At 41.5% G+C, this 19,350-nt stretch carries 20 protein-coding genes and 1 CRISPR repeat array; of the genes, 1 reads left to right on the forward strand and 19 read right to left on the reverse strand.

Annotation, left to right across the window (positions count from 1 at the left end; all coding sequences use genetic code 11):
• Positions 1 to 4: 4 nt before the first annotated feature.
• Positions 5 to 765: direct repeats of the CRISPR family, unit length 37 nt; unit sequence GTTTCAATCCTTGTTTTAATGGAATCTCCTCTTCAAT.
• A gap of 153 nt (positions 766 to 918) precedes the next feature.
• From cas4 to efp, 19 genes are all read right to left on the reverse strand, one after another.
• The gene (gene cas4, locus Q7J27_00930) at positions 919 to 1,563 is read right to left on the reverse strand and encodes a CRISPR-associated protein Cas4 (GenBank protein ID MDO9527704.1); all 645 of its coding nucleotides are present in this window, start codon (positions 1,561 to 1,563) and stop codon (positions 919 to 921) included.
• Between the two features lie 6 nt (positions 1,564 to 1,569).
• Positions 1,570 to 2,652: a tetratricopeptide repeat protein gene (locus tag Q7J27_00935; protein ID MDO9527705.1), complete on the reverse strand. Its 1,083-nt coding sequence runs from the start codon at positions 2,650 to 2,652 to the stop codon at positions 1,570 to 1,572.
• 149 nt (positions 2,653 to 2,801) lie between these two features.
• Positions 2,802 to 3,032: a type II toxin-antitoxin system HicA family toxin gene (locus Q7J27_00940; GenBank protein ID MDO9527706.1), complete on the reverse strand. Its 231-nt coding sequence runs from the start codon at positions 3,030 to 3,032 to the stop codon at positions 2,802 to 2,804.
• A 2-nt stretch (positions 3,033 to 3,034) separates the two neighbouring features.
• On the reverse strand, positions 3,035 to 3,307 hold the full coding sequence (locus tag Q7J27_00945) for a hypothetical protein (protein ID MDO9527707.1): 273 nt from the start codon (positions 3,305 to 3,307) through the stop codon (positions 3,035 to 3,037).
• Positions 3,308 to 3,411: 104 nt separating this feature from the next.
• Entirely contained in the window at positions 3,412 to 3,516 is a 105-nt protein-coding gene (locus Q7J27_00950) for a CRISPR-associated endonuclease Cas6 (protein MDO9527708.1), read from the reverse strand.
• A gap of 27 nt (positions 3,517 to 3,543) precedes the next feature.
• The gene (gene cas3 / locus Q7J27_00955; protein MDO9527709.1) at positions 3,544 to 5,787 is read right to left on the reverse strand and encodes a CRISPR-associated helicase Cas3'; all 2,244 of its coding nucleotides are present in this window, start codon (positions 5,785 to 5,787) and stop codon (positions 3,544 to 3,546) included.
• Complete coding sequence (cas5, locus tag Q7J27_00960) at positions 5,784 to 6,491, reverse strand: CRISPR-associated protein Cas5 (protein MDO9527710.1); 708 nt, start codon at positions 6,489 to 6,491, stop codon at positions 5,784 to 5,786. Before cas5 ends, cas3 begins: the two co-directional genes overlap by 4 nt.
• A 9-nt stretch (positions 6,492 to 6,500) precedes the next feature.
• Complete coding sequence (gene cas7i, locus Q7J27_00965) at positions 6,501 to 7,382, reverse strand: type I-B CRISPR-associated protein Cas7/Cst2/DevR (GenBank protein MDO9527711.1); 882 nt, start codon at positions 7,380 to 7,382, stop codon at positions 6,501 to 6,503.
• A complete protein-coding gene (locus Q7J27_00970; protein ID MDO9527712.1) occupies positions 7,379 to 9,091 on the reverse strand; it encodes a hypothetical protein in 1,713 nt (570 codons plus the stop codon). Before Q7J27_00970 ends, cas7i begins: the two co-directional genes overlap by 4 nt.
• A 5-nt stretch (positions 9,092 to 9,096) precedes the next feature.
• Complete coding sequence (locus tag Q7J27_00975; protein ID MDO9527713.1) at positions 9,097 to 9,762, reverse strand: CRISPR-associated endonuclease Cas6; 666 nt, start codon at positions 9,760 to 9,762, stop codon at positions 9,097 to 9,099.
• Positions 9,763 to 10,035: 273 nt separating this feature from the next.
• Entirely contained in the window at positions 10,036 to 10,968 is a 933-nt protein-coding gene (locus tag Q7J27_00980) for a hypothetical protein (protein ID MDO9527714.1), read from the reverse strand.
• Between the two features lie 283 nt (positions 10,969 to 11,251).
• Positions 11,252 to 11,548, reverse strand: coding sequence for a CRISPR-associated endonuclease Cas2 (gene cas2 / locus Q7J27_00985; protein ID MDO9527715.1), 297 nt, complete (start codon positions 11,546 to 11,548; stop codon positions 11,252 to 11,254).
• Positions 11,549 to 11,710: 162 nt separating this feature from the next.
• Entirely contained in the window at positions 11,711 to 12,724 is a 1,014-nt protein-coding gene (cas1, locus tag Q7J27_00990; protein ID MDO9527716.1) for a CRISPR-associated endonuclease Cas1, read from the reverse strand.
• Between the two features lie 340 nt (positions 12,725 to 13,064).
• Positions 13,065 to 13,475, reverse strand: a complete 411-nt coding sequence (locus tag Q7J27_00995; GenBank protein ID MDO9527717.1) for a PIN domain-containing protein — start codon at positions 13,473 to 13,475, stop codon at positions 13,065 to 13,067.
• On the reverse strand, positions 13,444 to 13,707 hold the full coding sequence (locus Q7J27_01000; GenBank protein MDO9527718.1) for an AbrB/MazE/SpoVT family DNA-binding domain-containing protein: 264 nt from the start codon (positions 13,705 to 13,707) through the stop codon (positions 13,444 to 13,446). Before Q7J27_01000 ends, Q7J27_00995 begins: the two co-directional genes overlap by 32 nt.
• A gap of 436 nt (positions 13,708 to 14,143) precedes the next feature.
• Positions 14,144 to 15,223, reverse strand: coding sequence for an ERCC4 domain-containing protein (locus Q7J27_01005; GenBank protein MDO9527719.1), 1,080 nt, complete (start codon positions 15,221 to 15,223; stop codon positions 14,144 to 14,146).
• Positions 15,220 to 16,479 (reverse strand): glycosyltransferase, encoded by a 1,260-nt coding sequence (locus Q7J27_01010; GenBank protein ID MDO9527720.1) that lies wholly within the window; start codon positions 16,477 to 16,479, stop codon positions 15,220 to 15,222. Before Q7J27_01010 ends, Q7J27_01005 begins: the two co-directional genes overlap by 4 nt.
• A 51-nt stretch (positions 16,480 to 16,530) precedes the next feature.
• Positions 16,531 to 17,226, reverse strand: coding sequence for a cytidylate kinase-like family protein (locus tag Q7J27_01015; GenBank protein MDO9527721.1), 696 nt, complete (start codon positions 17,224 to 17,226; stop codon positions 16,531 to 16,533).
• A gap of 95 nt (positions 17,227 to 17,321) precedes the next feature.
• Positions 17,322 to 17,885: an elongation factor P gene (gene efp / locus Q7J27_01020; protein MDO9527722.1), complete on the reverse strand. Its 564-nt coding sequence runs from the start codon at positions 17,883 to 17,885 to the stop codon at positions 17,322 to 17,324.
• A gap of 445 nt (positions 17,886 to 18,330) precedes the next feature.
• On the opposite strand from efp, the gene aroF reads away from it, so the two are divergent.
• Entirely contained in the window at positions 18,331 to 19,350 is a 1,020-nt protein-coding gene (gene aroF / locus Q7J27_01025; GenBank protein MDO9527723.1) for a 3-deoxy-7-phosphoheptulonate synthase, read from the forward strand.

Genomic DNA, 19,350 nt, shown 5'->3' on the forward strand with positions numbered 1-19,350 from the left:
CCGGGTTTCAATCCTTGTTTTAATGGAATCTCCTCTTCAATCATATTAATTCCCCGCTGACCTGTAGCGTTATCTGTGTTTCAATCCTTGTTTTAATGGAATCTCCTCTTCAATATATGACTTGCTGAATGTTAGTGATATATGTTTGAGTTTCAATCCTTGTTTTAATGGAATCTCCTCTTCAATTGTCTCCTTGTGTTATAAGGTTAGATACTCGGTTAGTTTCAATCCTTGTTTTAATGGAATCTCCTCTTCAATGCCTATACGTGGTATAGTTTTAGGGAGTTTTTCATGGTTTCAATCCTTGTTTTAATGGAATCTCCTCTTCAATCCGCTAACACTTGATTACGATCTAAGTCATCTGTTGTTTCAATCCTTGTTTTAATGGAATCTCCTCTTCAATTTACCCGTGTTTCGTAAGCTACGAGGGATATTTTTGTTTCAATCCTTGTTTTAATGGAATCTCCTCTTCAATGCTGGCGATCAAAGACCTTTATTAAGATCATAAAGGGTTTCAATCCTTGTTTTAATGGAATCTCCTCTTCAATGCCTGAACTTCGGCTTCTGTTACGCCTTCACTCTTGTTTCAATCCTTGTTTTAATGGAATCTCCTCTTCAATCATAATTCAAAGTTCATATCCATTCATACAATTATAGTTTCAATCCTTGTTTTAATGGAATCTCCTCTTCAATCCGGCCGGAAGCACTTTACCCAGCACGGTTTCCACGTTTCAATCCTTGTTTTAATGGAATCTCCTCTTCAATAGTGGATTCCCTGAATCATCATTGAAAAGAAGCAGTTGTAGATTTTTTCATAAACACTTATCCAGACATTCATCACTCTTACACACCTTAAAATCCCCATTTTTCCACCCACCAAAGTACAGTTAAACCCCATGTATCCTTCTGTTTTTCGCGCTAAATCACCTTTTCACAAATATTTCCGTAACAGCAATCGCCGCACCGTGCCTTATAGCTCGTCGGTTTTGGGTAAATACCTCTCTGGATTACACTACGAAGATCACTAATTATAGCATCCAGCTCGCTATACATCTTTTCCGTAATAGTTACCTCGATCAATTTGTTCCGGCTTCGCGTATATATAATGAACCCCTTGTTTACAGGCACGTCGTAATATTCCCGGATTAACCGACCATAAAACGTCAACTGATATTTATGATTCCTGAAGGTTCGAGCTTTGTATTCAGCATATTTGTAATCAAGAGGTGCTGCAGTTCCATCATCAAGAAACAGAATTTCATCGACAATACCCCTGATACCTCGATCAGATGACAGGTAAACCGAACGTTTCCGGTCAGCACACCCTATTTTCTTTCTCAAGTAATCCAGATTTATCTTCTGTTTATCCTCATGAATAGACCGCCCCTTTTGAACCTTGAAACGTTTTTCCTCATGTTGTGGAATGTCGAGATAATTTTCAAAATAAATAAATCTTGGACAAAAGAGATATTCAAGGATGTCAGACGCGGTTATCGAAGACTCAATCCCACTATTGCCAATGTCCGCAATATCCATATTTTCTATAGGTCCATTGTTAGCCATGTAAGCTTATCCTTTGTGTTGATTCCTGCTTTCAATGTACTTCATATATCTGGAAAATAATGAGGAATTCATATCCTTCATCTGCCTGCGAACATCTATGAAATCGATCCCTTTGATAAGTTTCATAAAAGTCTCATTATCACAAAGAATGATGGCCCTGATAAATAATTTCGGTTCAAGATCAGGTGTCGGTTCTTTTAAATACGCCTTTCGCAAAGCCATATATTCACCCACAAACTTTTTGAGTTCCTCGTTTAGTCTTATAGCTTTGGGCTTGAACAAACCCTGAATATAGGCATAACTTGGAAGCCATTCAGAAGCCAATGATTCATTCATGTCGAATGTTTCAATGAGTTGATCTCTCAATTTCAGGAGTTGCTTGTCCTTCACATGGCCCCAATCCATATCCGAGGGGCTATTCAAACATGCTTCCAGATAACACTGCCTGGCAATGTCCGCTTGGCCTCGTAACATATAAGCATCTCCAAGATAACCATAAATCGTGGCATTTTCCGGTGTTGCGAGAATGCAGGACTGAAGGGATTTGATGGCCAAGTCATATTTGCCGGTCTGCATATAGACGTAGCCCATAGGAATATTGTCGGAAAGGTAGGGTGCATCGGCCAGATTGCATCGATCAACAGATGCAAGCAACTTTTGGAAAAAGGAATTTTTGATTTCCGAAACGATATTGTCAGATTCAAAGCGGATAGATTTTACAAAGTCTTCAAAAGAATTCCATAACCCGTACAAATAGGCAGGTTCATCCGGACACGCACCCGGTGCATTCGCAAAACCCTGGATTAAAAAATCGGTGATCTTGAGTTTATCATTAATATCGTCACCGTCTTTATATAAATCCTTATAACGCTGAAAAGCCTTTTTTGCCTCTTCGAGGTTGAGTTTTTTCAGTTCTAATGAGCCGCAATTTAACAGCATATACTGATCCTCAAATAGCGGCAATTGTTCACCGACAGTACCCTGATTTGAATCCATCATAAACCCTCTGATATCCATTGCAGGCGTATATGCCTTATTTCCCAATACAACAGTAGAAAAACCACCCCATATCTTGTTTAACCATTTCATCGGTTATTATCATGTATTAATAACCGATATGCCTGTTTTAAGTCGGTTCAATCTGGTTCTTAACAACCGTCCCGAATCCCCGTGATACTGATTTGCCGATACCCCAGTGATCGAGGATTTAAGTCTCCAGCGGCTTCTTCATTATGGGTTTATACCTCTTTCAGAAGTTCAAAATACTCCTCCCTTGTCATCCCCACCGTCCGCATATTGTTCTTGATAATATCAATATCTATTTCATCATATTCCGGGATAACAATTGCTCTCTTGGCGCCGGAAAAAGCCAATATGTGATGAGAACCTGCTTTTCTCTTATATTCGCACCCATACAACTGAAATATTTTCAATAGCGTTTTGTAATCTGTTGGTAAAAGTCTTGTCATTTTTAGGCCACCATAACTACCGATTTTTCGAATCCCACAATTTCTTTCTGCGGAATTATGGTATCGCCGCTTACAATGAACCCACATTCGGCAAGGTAATCTTCAAGCGTGTCCATTTTCGTCATCTCTTCAAATTGTATTTTAATTACCTCTAAGAGATTTTTCTTGGCTTCCTCAAAGGTTTGTCCCTGAGAAATGAAATCCAATTCTGGTGCACTGGCCAAGTACAAGTTGCCCTTTTGCCATATTTCGATAGTCACATTTAATTTTCTCATTCCGTATCTCCTTTAATTGCGTTCGCTAAATATTAGAATACCTTACTTAGAAGTCAACTTATAAGATCTAACCATTTTATCGATTGTTTTAATCTAACACCAAATCATTTCTTGATAATCGTTCCGAACCCCCGTGACACCGACTTGCCGATACCCCAGTAATCGGGGATTTCAAAATTGACGGAAAAAGTGCCGAGGAAGCCGAGCATGGGGGTGCCTTCACAGAAAATTCCATATTAAAAAATCAATAATGAATCTCCGTTTGATTTGAAGACTCCACCAATTTTATCATTGTAGTCCATTTCACAGAACAAAATCCCTCTTTCTTCAATTTTATGTTTCATGGCGTACCACAGCGGGATCTTTACCTCATACCTTCGCCTTCCCTGCGGTTTTAATTTTAAAACGTCTTCTTTAAACAGTATTGGAATTACAGAAATAGTTTCATATTTCTGAAGTCTGGTTATTTCCTGATCATCCTCTCCCAGTCGACTGTCAAGTATTGCCATTCGGCTCCTCTGACTAAGCTGGTATTGCGTCAGTGCATTGTTATAATGCTCTGTTTCTTCAATTTGGAAGTCTTTGTAAACTTGATCGACCACTTGAATTAAATCCTGTTCAGACATGTTATCAGGTGCGTGATTAAATGCGTCAAAAGAACGCTCAAGAATATCTGGATCATTAATAGGACTATATATCTTTTCACTCTTTTCCGATGCCCGAAAAATAAAGACACGACTGTTTCTTTCTGGATCACGATAGCGATTTATTCTTCCCGCCCTTTGAGCAATTGCATCAGGAGGAGCACATTCTGTAAAGAGCAAATCAAAATCAATATCGAGTGAAACTTCCACCACTTGGGTAGCTATGACAAATTGAGCATCTTCAATTTCCTTTTCTTTCTTTTTTCGATCTCGGAAAATGAAGCGGGAATGATAGCAGATTGGAGAAAAATCAGAGAATCGTTCTGCCAACTCTTGACAGAGCTGGACAGTGTTAACCACAATCAATACTCTTCGTTTTTTCTTGACCGCTTCTTTAATCTCTTCGGTCGCTTCCTCAATCTGGCGATCTTCCAAATGATAAGTGCTTCTTTTAGCATTTAACAGGGTATTTTCCCTTATCACCTCCGCACCTTTCAACTCTGATCGCAAAAGGTTAACAAGTGTAGCAGGTAATGTTGCGCTCATAAGCAAAAATCGAGTTCCCAAACTTGCAAAATGACGAATACAGGAAATAAGCAAACCTAAAGTCCAGCCGTCATAAGAATGAACCTCATCTATTATTATTACCGCATTGGCAGCGTTAATTTCCTTGAGAACCCATCGTCCGGTATTGAAACCAGCGGTTAAGAGCTGGTCAACTGTTCCCACCGTAACAGGGCTTATAAATGTTTGAGCAAAAAGAACATTACGGCGGTTCTCCCATAGGTCAGCTTCCTCTTCACCTCTTTTATCTTCTAAAAACAGGCTTGCTGTAGAGTGCGTTAGTCCAACATTTTCTTGGCCAAAAAACTGGCAGAGTCGATTCCAGATATTGTTGGCTGTGACCATAGTGGGCAAAAGGTATATAATTTTAGCACCACCCATTTCATTAGAATTTTTGAGTGCCCAAAGTAGAGAAGCCTCCGTTTTTCCACTTCCAGTTGGTGCGATAGCAATAAGGTGCCCCGAATGTGAACTCATCTGTTCTTGAAATGGCCTCAACCCATCGAACGATATGCCTTTCCCCCGACAATGTTCGGCTAAGTCTTTAATAAGCGCGTCCGCAGATTTTGTAATTGAATACTTAACACTTGCCCCTCCAGACCCATGCCAATCAGCGTAATGAAGGATGCCCTTTGTCAAAAAATAGAGGGTCCGAATCCTCTCGGGATCTTCCCTATATAATAACTTTCCAAAACGGCCATCCCAGCCTATAAGTCCTGCCAGTAAAGAATATGGATTCCGCTTCTCAATCCTATCTGGTAACATCGGCAAGGACCAACCTTCTTGTAAAAATGCTTCTCTTGCAAAGTTATAAGCTTCGTTTAATCCACCAGCCACAAAATCTGGAAGAGCAGCACTCCCCTCTCTGTCAAATGATGTGAGATCCGCATTAAGATGCTTGTGGTGCCCAACAACAGCAAGCGCTTCAATGGGAACTTGTGACAAATTTGATAATTGGTTGAACTCCTTCCATGCAGCAACAGCAAAGGGAAAAGATGCCAATTCATGCCGATAATTCTTCTTCCAGTCTAACTTTTTATCAGTCCGAACAGCATTCATCATATTCTGAAAGGTCTTTGTCATCTTGCCAATATCATGAAAAACAACAGTTAAAAGTGTGCCCTGCAAAAAGCGCTCTACAGAGAAATTGTATTTTTTAGCCAATCTTTCAATTAGATGGTGTTTTGCCGTGATTGTCTCTTTCCAGGCAGCATACACCGCCTCAAGATGTTGACGATAGGTTTGATCATGTTTGGCATAGAATACAGTCATATTAGAACAATAGCCTCTTCTTCAATTTGAAAGCCTGGTATCGGATCTCTTAATCGTATCGGGGAACCTACAAAGGTAAAAGACTTTCTCTCACTTACGCGACGCTCTGAACCATTAAAGTTGAAAGCTGTCGGAAGAAGATAGACCTGTGGCGCTCTGATAGTTTCTGTAATCGGCACCTTTTCCAGGTCAATTGCCGAATCAAAATTTGCCGAATAGTCACCAGCTAATACTGTGTTTTTGAATTCCAATAGAGGGACTTCATCAGTATTTTTTACTTCACCTACCTGCTGTATTTTTAGGAGATCGTCACTATTCCCGGCACTTAAAGCGTAACATGGGGACAAAAAACTCTCCCTTACATGCCTCACAACATCATCCCTTTGTGAACCAACATACAACGACATTTCGAAGTTTGTTAAGTACTCTCTTACGAGCACATCCGATATTACCTCACTTGCCTTAATTTTATGGTACTTCCAGAGATCTTTGAACTCCCCCTGATTAGTACCGATTATACCAAGCAACAATTCATTATCCTCTCTGAATTTCATCGCATCTTCAAAACGCAGTCCAACAGCAGCACCCACCAAGCCGATCAAGGTGGTTATTGGTGGTAGGGGAAGTGTCTGCTGGAACGTATGAGATTCAGGTATACGAAACGAAGCGGTAACAGCAAAAGCCTTCAATTTAAAAAGATACATAAGCTCACCTCAAGACTTGTAATGCTCATTTACCCATTTTTTCATTGTATTAAATGCTTCACCGATTGTAATCGTACTTTCTGGCAAAGCAGAAAACATATCTTTTCTCGCACCAAAGACCACTGCCTTGATTTCGTCCTTAAAATCTTTTAAAACTTCTTCCAATATGACGGCATTTACTCCACCATTTTCAGGAATCACTGATTCTAAAAAAATTGGGTTTTTTGTAGTAAGTATGGCTGCAGCAACAAATTTCGGGGAAATGTCTGCCAGAAAGCGTGTCTGCCTGCCGGATGACCACAAGTTTTTCATGGCATCAAGCAAGCTGTTAACCCGTTTGGATCTTTCCCGGGAGTTTAGTTCTTCTTTCTTATCCTTGAATCCATCACCACAGCCGACACGGTCAAGTTCAATAAGTACTGTGCCTCGATAAATACCGGAATGAATCTCCGTTTCAAAGATATTGGGATTACCCCCTGCTTTCACTCCCATATAGTTTGTGCCAAAATCCAAATCCCCTTCATATTTGTTAAGCGAAACAAGCGGAGATACCCTGACAGGCGAGGTCCGTGTAGTGGCGGCTTGGCCTTTTACAGTTCCCATAAATCCGAACAAGTCATCATCTATATACTTGTCGGGTTTCTGTTCAGTTGTGGCAGCGCCCTTCGCAATTTTGGCTGCTTCACCTTCAGACAAAGTCCATCCAAGGTTTTTCAACTGGTCACGTAATGCCCTGCGAACCCATTGAGAAGAGCCATAGGGAAATTGTTCAGTTCCCCGACTCAATTTCTTGATACTGGAAATGTTTTCCGCCTCCTTATCGGAACCATTAAGACTGGCAAACGAAACAGGGGTAAGATATGTAATAGTCAAAGCCTTTGCATTTTTCATGATTGACCTCCCTTCTGTGATTTAAATTGTGCAGCATTAAAACTGTTGAGTGCTGGAATCATACAAAATGGCTTGAATTCCTTAAAGTTTTCGTTAGTAAGTTTTCCTTCATATACGCCTGGTGGAACAGTAAAACTGCTACCGAGTTTAAACTGTAGCCGGTTCAACTGTTCAAGAAAGTCTGTCTTTGTACGGGTTTTTCTCAAGGCATACAAATCCCCCTTTTTGCCTTCTCCTCCAACTGCCATACCAACGCGCTTACCCAAGGTCACGGCAGTTTCCTGCTCTTCCTTTGTCATATCATCCTCCTTTCGAACTATAGATTCATAAATGATCAAAAAATCTAACAAGGGTTTAAAATAGGTTAACTCCGCCCGAAATACATGGGCTTCTGTAAGATCAAGAATGGTCTGTTTTTTCAAAATCCGTTCGCATACTCTATTGCGGGTTAATGCTTTATTTTCATTTTTCGTTTGAGTGAAATCAACATACAACCGCATAACCTCTCGCACATCAATACCAGTCTGTTCAACTTCATTCATCAATCTAAAAAAGTAGACCGAATCTCTAAAAGGCCAGGCCATTTTGCCCATGGTTGTCTGTCCTTTCGATTCCATGTGTAGAACAAAAAAATCCAATGGCGCTTTTGAAGTCGTTAGATGAAGCATTTCCTCCCAGTCTAATACGGTATTTTCATCATCCTGTTCAGATCTCTGGTGCAAGAGTATTTTCCGATATAAAGTATAGAGAAAGGCGAATGTTACCTCAAAAGACCGCTGGAAGTAACCACCCAATGGGTGATCAAAGTTCCTAAACAAATTTGGATCTCTGTATTCTGCTTCATGCAAAGGCACAAACACATCCACCATTTTTTCTAAAGACGTCGAATAAGGCAAGAAAGCAAACAGATTTTCTCCCTGAGAGAGATAAAATCCATTTACGGGAACAAACTTACCCAGAAGGGAACACTTCCAGCATACTTTTTCCGGTTTGCCTCCCAGTGAATTGAAGGAAAGTACCCCGCTTGAACCGGTTATGAGAGGGAAAACTGTTTCTTTGATGTCTTCTAATAAATTTGATGGTTCCCCACAGAGATAGCAATTTCCTTTCGAAGCGCCAGCACCAATTTTAATCGTTACTTTTGGCCGAATTTGATTAGGCCCATCTATCAATAATCCAGAAGTAGTAATGTCTAATCCACGCTTATCCAAAAAGTCATCCATTCTTTCTTGAAGAGTCCTATGAGTATCGGGAAGATGGGGACGCGTTCGTTGTATTTTTTTGCCGTTAACACTTATTTCCTTCTTTTGCTTTTTCCAGTCTTTCTCTTTCCATTTCAAAATACTTACGGAGGGACGAGGTGCTTTGTTATAAACAACAGAGGCAATACCCACTGCTTTTTTCTTTGGAAAGGGAATAAACTTATCTTGTACTGTGTCATAATAAAAATTATATGAAGAGGTGTCAGTTTCCTGTTTTTTGGTCGATAGGTTATAGTAATTGGATACTAAAATACTATAGGCCTTTTTTATAGACGATTGCAGATTATCTCTTGGACCCCTTAATACAAGTTTATCGTCACTTACGCTAATTTGAATATCAGTTTTAACTTCCTCAAGCATCTTTACAAGACCAATCAAACCCGAATCCAACCAGAAGTGTCCTGATTTTTTGAAAGTTAATTCAATATCCCTATTTTGCTGCTCCATCGCGTTTACCCCCTAATGACGGTTCCATAGCCCCGTGCGGAAGATTTCCCAATTCCCCAAAAATCCGGGATGTTAAAATTTACTTTAAATTCGCCAGTAAAGGCTACCAGTTCCACGTCTCGTTTTATTTCCACCTTTGCGCATTCTTCTAAATCAAGAACGGCTTCAATCTTGTTTTCCACCACATATCTTAATGATTTACACATAGAAAGAATGTTGCCGACCAGAATCCTCCGCAAAAGATTGCTAACCAGCTCTTTTCTATGTTTAATTCGCATATATTCTACATGATTTCTTTCGTTTAGGCCGACCCAGGGAGTTGCAAACCGATAATGGACAGGTTCCGACGTCAGACCACAGGAAACAGTGCTGGGGTGCAATTTTTGCTCTAAGATAGCGTAGTTTTGGTGGTGGAGTTCGATGTGGTCAAGTTTGGGAACAGCTTTCAACAAATAGGAACCTTCTTTTAATCCCACTATTAGCGCAGATTTCTCAACTATTTTATATTGAATCAAAGGATGACTGTAAATTAAGTTGTCTCCACTATTATGATGATGAAATTCAGGTCGGTTCCGGTACAAATTTCCAAAGAATCCCCTCAAAGCCTTCCCATCTGGAAATTCCAATGGTTTTTTACAAGTAATCCATAATTCCGTTTTTTCGATCTTCATTGGTTTCACTTGTGCATCTCTTTTCAAACCGCTATTCCCATCCTTATCTCCAGCCTCTTCCTGGGGTTTTTGCTCTGCTTTTTATTTTCAAACCCTCTGAACTTTTGTGATATTGATTGCCAGTTCAAAATCCTGCAGGCTGGCGTCCTTCCCATCTTAAGGTCACAGTTTGTGACCTCAAGATTTCAAACTCATCTTCTGTCATAACCTTCCGACTGCTAACACTTTTGAACGTTATCAAAAATTGCCAAAATTTCATCGTTCATCAGCTTTTTATCTCTCATGCCAGCGCCTTTTCATCTCTATCTCATTCACATCCTTAAGTATTTCCCGGCTTTCATCCAAATCTATCTTAAAATTTCCGGTCAGATCCATAAAGTTGAGCCACAGACTTTCTTCTTTTCGTTGAAAGATAAAATTGTTTTGGCTGTCATAGATGAAAAAATATGTTGAGACAGGATTTTCTCTGTTTAAAAGAGCGAACAAGTGGCCGTAAAATCCATGATTATACCGCTGGTAACTGCCGCCGACTCCCCCTTGTGTATAATAGAAAATGTCATCTTTATCTTTGGCGAAATAATATTGTTGCCACGGGTTTCGTCTGTCCCAGTTATTGAAAGGGGGCGGCATTTCATATTTGCGGTTGTAGCGGAATTCCTTCCTCGGCTTAAACGGATCTTCCTTTTTCCAGTATTTTTCCCATTCATCTTCATACATAAACTGATATTCTTCCTTTACCCGCTCAATCGCTTCGGGGTAAACTTGTTGATTTAAGTCCTCAATAACCCTGTCTCTGAGATCGGAATTATTCATCTTCTTATATTCCGGGTCGTTTTTTAATAACTCTACCTGTTCACCAATAAGTTTCAGATGTTCCCTTGATCTGCCCCCCCAATATTTTCTGGCTTCCGCTTCTACCAGAGAACAAAGATTTACGTCCTCTTTATCCATGTAACGACTGTCTTCCCAGAAATCATCTTCAAGAAGCTCCTCAAGAACATATACCGAGAAGAATTTCATGGTTCTGTCGATTTTCTGGTATACATCATAGAGATTGATATCGGACATAAAAGAGGACAAATCAAAGTGCCTTAATTCGTCGCGTTGCGCTCTTTCTGTTATTTCTGTTATGATTTTCGGATATTGGGAGTGCATATTCATGTTTCCATTACGGCCGCTGAAGGGGGTTGTTTTCAGAACAAACATTTTTGCCGGAATTTATAAATGAATTCATTTATATTTTTCAAAACTTCCAAGGCCGCCCGTTTGATTTGCATTGTATAAAATCCCCCCCTGGCCCCCCTTTAGAAAAGGGGGGATAAATTGTTTAAGTGAACAGTATTGCTTCTAACTCTCTTTAAAAAAGAGGAAAACCTTCGAAATTACATATAGTACCATATGCATATGGTACTATATGTAATCTGTTTTAAATGGATTCTGTATCTTTATCGCTCCTATTTGACAGATGAGGTCAAAGCCAACAGATTTCTTAAAAGAATTGTGCCAGTACCTCATCATTTACCAGTTTTCTGTCAAACCCCTGCCCCATGACCTTGATCTGTCTGAAATCCTCCTGGCAAAATGGAAACAGGTATAAGCTGTCTACATCATCATTTATGAGGTCAAGGCACTTCTCCGCCAGTTCATCAAAGCGGTTTGCCTTGAGTTTGCCAAGAAATACGCTTTTCTGGACCCGGATGAGGCCGTATTTTTTACATTCTTTGGCGACTTTGTTGCGGGTTCTGTCGTCTGAGATATCGTAGATGATCCAAATGAGGACGGACACTATAAATCCCCCTTTATCCCCCTTTAGAAAAGGGGGAATTGTTGTTTTTCCTTTTTATCCCCCTCCCTCAATCCCTCCCACCAAGGGAGGGAAGCAATGATAGAACAACCTGTCCAGCAGGAGAGGGAAGATGCAGGCAAAAAGGAATTTGGTTTGCGTTTTCTAAAATTCCTTTATCTCCAGCCAGTCAGGCCTCTTCTCTCCAGTTTCGGCAAGAAGAATATTGGCCATGCGGTGGGCTTCGTGCTGAATTATGTGGCGCCGCTTCACATTCCTGCGGCGGTACCGTATCGATTCATCAAGATGCCTGTTCATCGCCTCAACCACAACAGGTTTACCCTTCTGATTCAGAGATACCGCTTGATCGCTGAAGTCAAAAAACTCATCTCTCATCTTTTTACCTGTAAAGAGATAAGCCGCTGTTTGCTCACCATATATACGAAAAGGTTCAATGAGGTCAAAGACAAGAGATTTCTTGTTGTAATTGTCCGTATGGAGAAAACCGACATAGGGATCAAGGCCGGATAAAATACACGCTTTTTCAACAAGAGAATACAGGATGCCATAACAATAGTTTAGACATGCGTTAAAGGGGTCTTTCGCCGGCATGCGGGAACGTCCTTTGAACTGATACTTTTCAGGAAGTAAAGCGGACATGCATTGAAAGTAACTCCTTCCCGCGGTTCCTTCGAGTCCCATAATTCGGCCGCGAACGATCCCCAAATCCGTATTGTCAGAGGAAAGTTTAGTTTTGGCCTGTTCAATGGTCTGTATCGATGTTGTAAAATGATCTTCCTTGCCAGGGCGCGCGTGCATCAATTTCTTCAGAAAACGAGCCTGATTGTCCAGTTTTTGGGTCACCATATCAATGACAAGTTGTAACCCCAGTGGACTATCCATCGCCTCAAGCTGTCTTCTGCGAATCAGGGCAGTACTCCCCATCTTGGAAAACCATATTCTTCCGATGGGGTTACCGTAAGAATCCATGAATATTACATCTATGTTATGTTCCAGGGCGAGGACTACTGCTTGCGTGGAAATCATAGCCTGATTGGAAATGACAACGCTTTCCACTTTCAAAGGAGAGATGTCGAATACCTTTTCTTTCTGTTTTAGTCGAAAGCATTCATCTTTTTGCGTGATGAAGGTACCCGGTGTATTGACAACAACCTGCATAGGCGCAACCTGCTAAAAAAACAAGACCCCGTCTTTCTTCGATAAGAGGCGGGGTCTTAGTGCAATTCTTTCATGTTTCCCTCTTAAATAAGGGTTAAGGATATATTATCTTCACATTTTTAGAAGAATATCACAAAATTACATTTTTATGCAATAATATTTATAGAAAAAATACCCATTTCTGTCATTTAAGGACATTTTTATAAACACTACTGTGTCTTTGTCCAGTAGCTCTTTTTTCCTCTGCCGTGGGATTGTATGATGCCCGCTTTTTTCAGATCTCTCAGTACTCTCCGGAAAGTCGCTTCGGGGACGTTGGGGAATTCGCTCGCTGTTCAGTTCACAGGGATTCAGTAACCGCTTTCAGTTTTTTCATATCACTGTCAAAAGAAACAACTGCCCTTGATTCGGTAGATGCTGCGGCGAGGATACAGTCGACTATATCTGCATTTGTAGCTTCATATTTCAGGAGGGCACTGAGGACTTGTGATTTAGCCGTGTTCACAATACCCTGGAAATTTAAAATCCCGCTTAACTTGGCCGCGATCTCGGCCTTCGGAATCCCGTAATATTTTTCCATGACATACACGCATTCCACGATAACTACATCAAGTATCTCTGCCTTTTTTACGCCTTTATATACATCTTGAAAGAAGGCGTCGGCACGGGGACTGAATTCCGGGTGATCCCCCAGCAGATACCTGAGGACTACATTCGTATCAGCGAGATAGGTCTTCGCCGGCGATTTCATCGGCAATCCTTCCCTGAACCGCTTTCCTTACCTTTTTTAGAGGGACATATTCCCTGGCATACTTTTTCAGGGATCCCGCCAGGTGGTCCGACGGAGAGCCCGGAACTCCCCTGAGTTTTATCTCATCATCCTCGATCAGAAAAAGGACACCACTCTCTTTTTCTATGTTCAATTTTTTACGTATGTTTTTCGGAATGGTAACCTGCCCCTTGCTTGATACTCTAGCATACATTTCTAAATTAACCTGCCCTTTCAAGTATTCTTTACATAGAAGCATATTCCTACTTTATCTGTTTGTCAAACTAATTCTGTATGTCAGGATCAAGGCCAGAGAAAATACACGCCTTTTCAACAAGAGAATACAGGATGCCGTAACAATAGTTTAGACATGCGTTAAAGGGGTCTTTCGCCGGTTGCCGGGAACGTCCTTTGAACTGATACGTTTCAGGAAGGGATATAATAAATCTGTCCCCATTAATCATCTCATAACATATCGACAATTCACAAGATTGCCACGGCACTTTGTGCCTCGCAATGACTAAAATTGTAGTTTTGCAAAGGTCTGAACTTGTTTCAGCATCTAATTATTTCAGCAAGTTAGAGACCCTGAAATAAATTCAGGGTGACAAAAAAGGACTTTTTACGAGACTATCAAGCTTAATCTCCCTTTAATCAGCATCAATCAGGGTTTTCGACCAGTAGCTCTTTTTTCCTCTGCCGTGGGGTTGTACGGTTCCTTCTTTTTTAAGATCCCGCAATACACGTTGTAACGTCGATTTCGGAACATCGGGGAAGGTTTCTCGCATCATTGCAATGGTGAATTCTTGTGGAAATTCGGTTTCTATGTTTTCTCTTATCTCGTAGTAACTGCCGCCGCTTGTTTCGGGCGTTTTTCCGTAACGGGCTATGACTTCGGAGACTTTACGATGCGGCGTGTCTTCTTCGTGGGCTGTAATTGCGGAAAAGAATTGATGTGTCCATTCCTGGCCAAGTTTGCGGTTGCCGGTAAAGACAATTGGTAAATTTGGGTGAAATGTATGCAGTTCAGCGATTGCTTTTGCTGAAAAAGCGGGTGGATAAAATTTCATCTTGCCTGGATTTAAAAAGTCGGAATAATTGGCCTCGATGACAAGTGCCGAATTCCGGTATGCCTCAAGCTCACTCAACTGCTGGTGGAAGATACTCATCCTGCCGAATTCGGCAACGATATTATCAAGTGTCTTTCGCTCCACCACTGCGGTGATTCTGTTGCCTTCTTTTAATGCGTAATCGCCGACGGGAAGCTGTTCTCTCGTTATGGTGTCATTTGGAAATCGCCAAGGGTAACGTTCAGCGGAGTCGATTGTAATTGTGAGTTCACTCTTCGTGTAAGTCGAGAGTTTGACCCTGGGTTTTCGTTCCTTTAATCCACGTTCGGTTCGCCAGAATATCTGTTCGTATTCGCCCTCTTTGGATTTGTATTTTTTAGTGAGGAAAAGAAAATCGCAACGCTTGTTCTTCGGTCTGTCGAGGACAACAGCGAGGCGTTTTCCGTATCGCTTTAGTGAAACGACTGGCACACGCTGAACTTCTTCAATAATCCGGTGTAATCCTTCATCCTCTTCACGTATGCAGAACACATGCCCCTTCTGCCCGGGCCATCGTTCCTGCACACGCAGACGAAGAAGCGTCCTTCCATCCTGCCTAATGGTCAGTAGGTAAGGAAATTTTGGATTGTCGGTTGATTCAAGTATCCAGAGCGTGTTCATTTTGGCTTCTTGTTTAAATGGTTGGAATAGATGTCTCCCTTCATCAGGTAGAGACCGAGCAGATAGGGTTTCTGGGATAAAAAGGCCATGGCATCACTTTTTATGTTTTTTTCGGCATAGGCGATGCTACAGCGCCAGGTCTGATAGTCAAATGTGATGCTTCGAGCAAAATAAAGGGGCTTGAGTACATTTATAATCTCTTTTTTTGTCTCTTCAGTACCTTTATCGAAAAGGTAAAGAAGATTATAGACGATCTGAGACCAGAACATAATGTCTACATCGTAATTATCCATCAAGAACATGTTATGAAGTTTCTGGTAACCGTAAGGGCTCAGGTACCATCTAACGAGGTCGTGATATCTCTCATATTCAACCCGACAATCTTTCTTAAGTTCCCTAATGTCTATTTCAAGTGATTGGGGCTCCTCCATCTTCTTCGGGCCATAGCACTTAACCTCACGGGGCTCGGTCTGCCACAGGGTCTTCTGTCCCGGCTGTAACCAGGTCTCCATCCATTTCGGCCGATTTGCAGCTATGATTGAGTAGAGGGTATAGACTACCTCTTCAAACATCTGACCAAGCTTAGCAGCACTGGCATTGTGGATCTTGGCACCGAGGCCGGCCTGGCAAACCTTGAAGCCGCCAAACAGGGAATTGAGAGTCATAAAGATGTCAATGCCGTATTGACGAGTCATATCATTCCACGGCTGCTTCAGCCAGTAGGAACAGAGCTCTGGTGAAAAGGCAAATTCCCCCCCTATCGGCTGTCGTATATCGAACCCGGTCAGGGAAAAGACAAGCGGATAACAGAGGTGATTTGTAATAGTCCCATCGAACTGGTGTCTCGAATAGAGAGGAGTGACAAAATCGTACCCGTCCTGGATGGGACACCCAAGATGCTTGATCCATTCCGGCTTGATTGAACGGAGGTCTGCATCAACAACGATTATAACCTTGGCATCCACCTCTTTGCAAAAATTGAAGAGGTTCCAGAAATTGTTTCCCTTTCCCTTTACTCCCTCGGCTGTGGAAATGTATTTTTTGGGGACAGTGGTTTCAGCAGAAAGAAACGCTCCTTTGGTATCGTCTGGACTATTATTGTCACAGTTGACAATGATGCTTCTTGCGTCAGGAAAGTATTTAGAAAGGCCCTGACCCGCTACCTTGACCACATGGCCAATGGTCCTGGCTTCATTATAAGATGGAATACCAACAACCACATCGTATTTTTCTCCCATATACTTTTTTTCATTCACCCTTTTCACCAATGACGGATTTAATCATTCATGGACAGGTCATGTTCAAGGCTACTTGGCAGACATTTTCAAGTGCAATGCTGTTTTTATAACATCCACAGCAGCATCGACACTCAAATTTGCGGTATTTAGCACAAGATCGTAATGCATCGGATCCGCCACATTAACGTTGAAGTATTTTTTCATGAAGGCCTTTCGTTCAGATTTCACATTCATTATGCGCAGCTTCGCTTCTGTTTTAGAAATACCTAATTCACTTGCTATATTCTTAATCTTAACCTTATCCGGAGCGATAATTCTGACTTTGAGGGTTGTATCAGACGGCAGGATGAAATTCGCCCCTCTGCCCAATATAACTGCGCGGCCATGTTTTCCTATGGTACCTAAAACCTTGGTGAGATGATTCAGATACTGATGATCCCACAGATGTCGTTCTTTTTCCAGTGTATTTACAAGCTCGTCCAGAAGGGAACGCCCTTTTTCGTCAAGAGTCCTGACCACTCTTTCACTCATTTTGGCGCTTTTTGCCACTTCATTAATGATATTGACGTCAAACAGATCAAGGTCCAGTTGCCTGGCAAGTTCCATGGCTATCAGATGACCATTACTTCCGGGTTCTCTTGAAACTGTTATCACAGGGGAAGGTATTTTCTTTTTACTCTCTTCTTTTTTCCTCATTTCCCACTTTCGAAACTGCTCTTCGACCAACTGCTTAATCGATTGTGATGACTGTGACCTGACATTCATAACCTTTCTCCTTTGATCTCTTGATTATCTTAATTGAATTTGGGATATCACGGAAGTAGCGTGCCAATCAACAAAAAAACATTGCTTGCAGTAAATTATTCTTTAACACGGGTGACATACTCCCCTGTACGCGTATCAACCCTTATTTTTTCTCCTTCCTCGATAAACGGAGGCGCCTGTAGCTGATAATCTGTTTCCAGGACAACAGGTTTGGTATTTCCCGATACTGAATCACCCTTAACCCACGGATCGGCCTTGACGACGGTAAGATCGACAAAATTAGGGATGGTAATTCCGATCGGTTTCCCCCCGAAAAAGAGGGTTTCTACCTCAAGGTTATCAATAAGGAAACTTCTGGCATCCCCCACCTGTTCGGTAGTCAGAAAAATCTGTTCATAATTTTCCACATCCATAAAGCAATATTTGTCCTCCTCGGCGTACAGGTACTGCATCTTTTTCTCCTCCAGATCGGCAGGCTGGAAGGTATCCGCCGAGCGAAAGCTTCGATCAAGCTGAGTCCCTTTTATCATGTTACGGAGCTTACACTTATATACAGGCTGTCCCTTGCCCGGCTTGAGGAAAGAAAAATCAACAATATTGTAAGGTTCGCCATCAATTTGAATCTTTAAACCCTTCTTTAAATCACTGGCACTATACATATCAAATCACTCCCATTTTTTTATATAACCCTGACCTTCACTTAAAAAGAAGTGTTTTACAGGTTTCTAAAGAGCTTTCTTAATCTATTTGCAGTGTTATGTCAAAACAATATTAACTTCTTTCATAGTCAAACAAGAAATTCTATTTTTTTCTTGACATCGGTATAAAGTTATGGTTTTAGTAACTCCAATAATTAAGAGGAGTTTTTCAGGTCATAATGGACAGACAAAAAATCAATGCAAACACAAATTTTAACGGCTGGTTTAGTTATTATTACTATTTTGCATTGGTCTGCCCATTGATCAGGAGGTCCTAAAGTAAACTAAAAAGACATTCAGGCCATGGGTAGATCGAACGATTCTACACCATGGTTTTTTTGTTTTCAGGCCATGGTAGCGAATTTTACCATGGCCTTTTTTTGGAGGAAAAACAGGAGGACAAAAAATGATTATCGTAATGAAAAGAAATGCAACGAAGGCACAGATTGATCATGTTATGAAGTGGGTTGAGTCGGTAGGTTACAAGTCACATCCCTCCTATGGTGTTGAACGGACAATCATAGGTGTAGTTGGAGACGACAGGGACAAAGCACATTTAAAACAAGCTGAATCCCTGTCAGGTGTGGAAAATACAATGCCAATCCTGAAACCATATAAACTGGCAAGCCGTGAAGCAAAAGAAGGAAACACGACTATCCGAATAAAAGACATTGAAATCGGCGGGCCGCAATTTATCGTCATGGCCGGTCCCTGTTCAATCGAAAGCGAAGAACAGCTGATGGAAAGCGCCTACATTGTCAAAAAGGGAGGTGGCGACATACTCAGAGGAGGAGCATTCAAGCCAAGAACCTCTCCGTACAGTTTCCAGGGAATGGAAGAAGAGGGCCTGAAGCTTTTAAAAAAGGCCGGTGAGGCGGTTGATATTCCCGTCATCACCGAGGTACTCAACACATCTGATGTGGATCTGGTAGAAGAATATGCCGACATCCTGCAGATCGGGGCACGAAATGTACAGAACTTTGCTCTCCTCAAAAAGGTAGGAGGCGCCGGCAAACCGGTAATGCTGAAGCGGGGATTAATGACTACTATCGAAGAACTCCTGATGTCAGCAGAATACATCATTTCTTCGGGAAATGACAATGTCATACTTTGCGAGCGGGGTATCCGTACATTTGAAACAGCAACTCGAAATACCCTTGACATCAGTGCGGTGCCTGTTTTGAAAGAGTTGACCCATCTTCCTGTTATCGTTGATCCTTCTCACGCAGCCGGTCACTGGAAATACATTATCCCATTGACACGGGCCGCCGTGGCCGTGGGAGCAGACGGAGTCATGGTTGAAGTTCATCCGGAACCTGAAAAGGCTTTTTCGGACGGGATGCAGTCGCTCAAACCGGCAAAGTTTTATCAACTGATGGAGGAAGTAAAAATCCTCGAAAAAACAATGCGAGAGATATACAGGTGA

The organism is Syntrophales bacterium (assembly GCA_030655775.1).
Classification (GTDB): Bacteria; Desulfobacterota; Syntrophia; order Syntrophales; family JADFWA01; genus JAUSPI01.

What these genes read in the sequence shown, in the direction of transcription:
- cas4 (MDO9527704.1), bottom strand. Translation starts at nt 1,563, where the DNA reads ATGGCTAACAATGGACCTATAGAAAATATGGATATTGCGGACATTGGC.
- Q7J27_00935 (MDO9527705.1), bottom strand. Translation starts at nt 2,652, where the DNA reads ATGAAATGGTTAAACAAGATATGGGGTGGTTTTTCTACTGTTGTATTG.
- Q7J27_00940 (MDO9527706.1), bottom strand. Translation starts at nt 3,032, where the DNA reads ATGACAAGACTTTTACCAACAGATTACAAAACGCTATTGAAAATATTT.
- Q7J27_00945 (MDO9527707.1), bottom strand. Translation starts at nt 3,307, where the DNA reads ATGAGAAAATTAAATGTGACTATCGAAATATGGCAAAAGGGCAACTTG.
- Q7J27_00950 (MDO9527708.1), bottom strand. Translation starts at nt 3,516, where the DNA reads ATGCTCGGCTTCCTCGGCACTTTTTCCGTCAATTTTGAAATCCCCGAT.
- cas3 (MDO9527709.1), bottom strand. Translation starts at nt 5,787, where the DNA reads ATGACTGTATTCTATGCCAAACATGATCAAACCTATCGTCAACATCTT.
- cas5 (MDO9527710.1), bottom strand. Translation starts at nt 6,491, where the DNA reads ATGTATCTTTTTAAATTGAAGGCTTTTGCTGTTACCGCTTCGTTTCGT.
- cas7i (MDO9527711.1), bottom strand. Translation starts at nt 7,382, where the DNA reads ATGAAAAATGCAAAGGCTTTGACTATTACATATCTTACCCCTGTTTCG.
- Q7J27_00970 (MDO9527712.1), bottom strand. Translation starts at nt 9,091, where the DNA reads ATGGAGCAGCAAAATAGGGATATTGAATTAACTTTCAAAAAATCAGGA.
- Q7J27_00975 (MDO9527713.1), bottom strand. Translation starts at nt 9,762, where the DNA reads ATGAAGATCGAAAAAACGGAATTATGGATTACTTGTAAAAAACCATTG.
- Q7J27_00980 (MDO9527714.1), bottom strand. Translation starts at nt 10,968, where the DNA reads ATGTTTGTTCTGAAAACAACCCCCTTCAGCGGCCGTAATGGAAACATG.
- cas1 (MDO9527716.1), bottom strand. Translation starts at nt 12,724, where the DNA reads ATGCAGGTTGTTGTCAATACACCGGGTACCTTCATCACGCAAAAAGAT.
- Q7J27_00995 (MDO9527717.1), bottom strand. Translation starts at nt 13,475, where the DNA reads ATGAAATCGCCGGCGAAGACCTATCTCGCTGATACGAATGTAGTCCTC.
- Q7J27_01000 (MDO9527718.1), bottom strand. Translation starts at nt 13,707, where the DNA reads ATGTATGCTAGAGTATCAAGCAAGGGGCAGGTTACCATTCCGAAAAAC.
- Q7J27_01005 (MDO9527719.1), bottom strand. Translation starts at nt 15,223, where the DNA reads ATGAACACGCTCTGGATACTTGAATCAACCGACAATCCAAAATTTCCT.
- Q7J27_01015 (MDO9527721.1), bottom strand. Translation starts at nt 17,226, where the DNA reads ATGAATGTCAGGTCACAGTCATCACAATCGATTAAGCAGTTGGTCGAA.
- efp (MDO9527722.1), bottom strand. Translation starts at nt 17,885, where the DNA reads ATGTATAGTGCCAGTGATTTAAAGAAGGGTTTAAAGATTCAAATTGAT.
- aroF (MDO9527723.1), top strand. Translation starts at nt 18,331, where the DNA reads ATGATTATCGTAATGAAAAGAAATGCAACGAAGGCACAGATTGATCAT.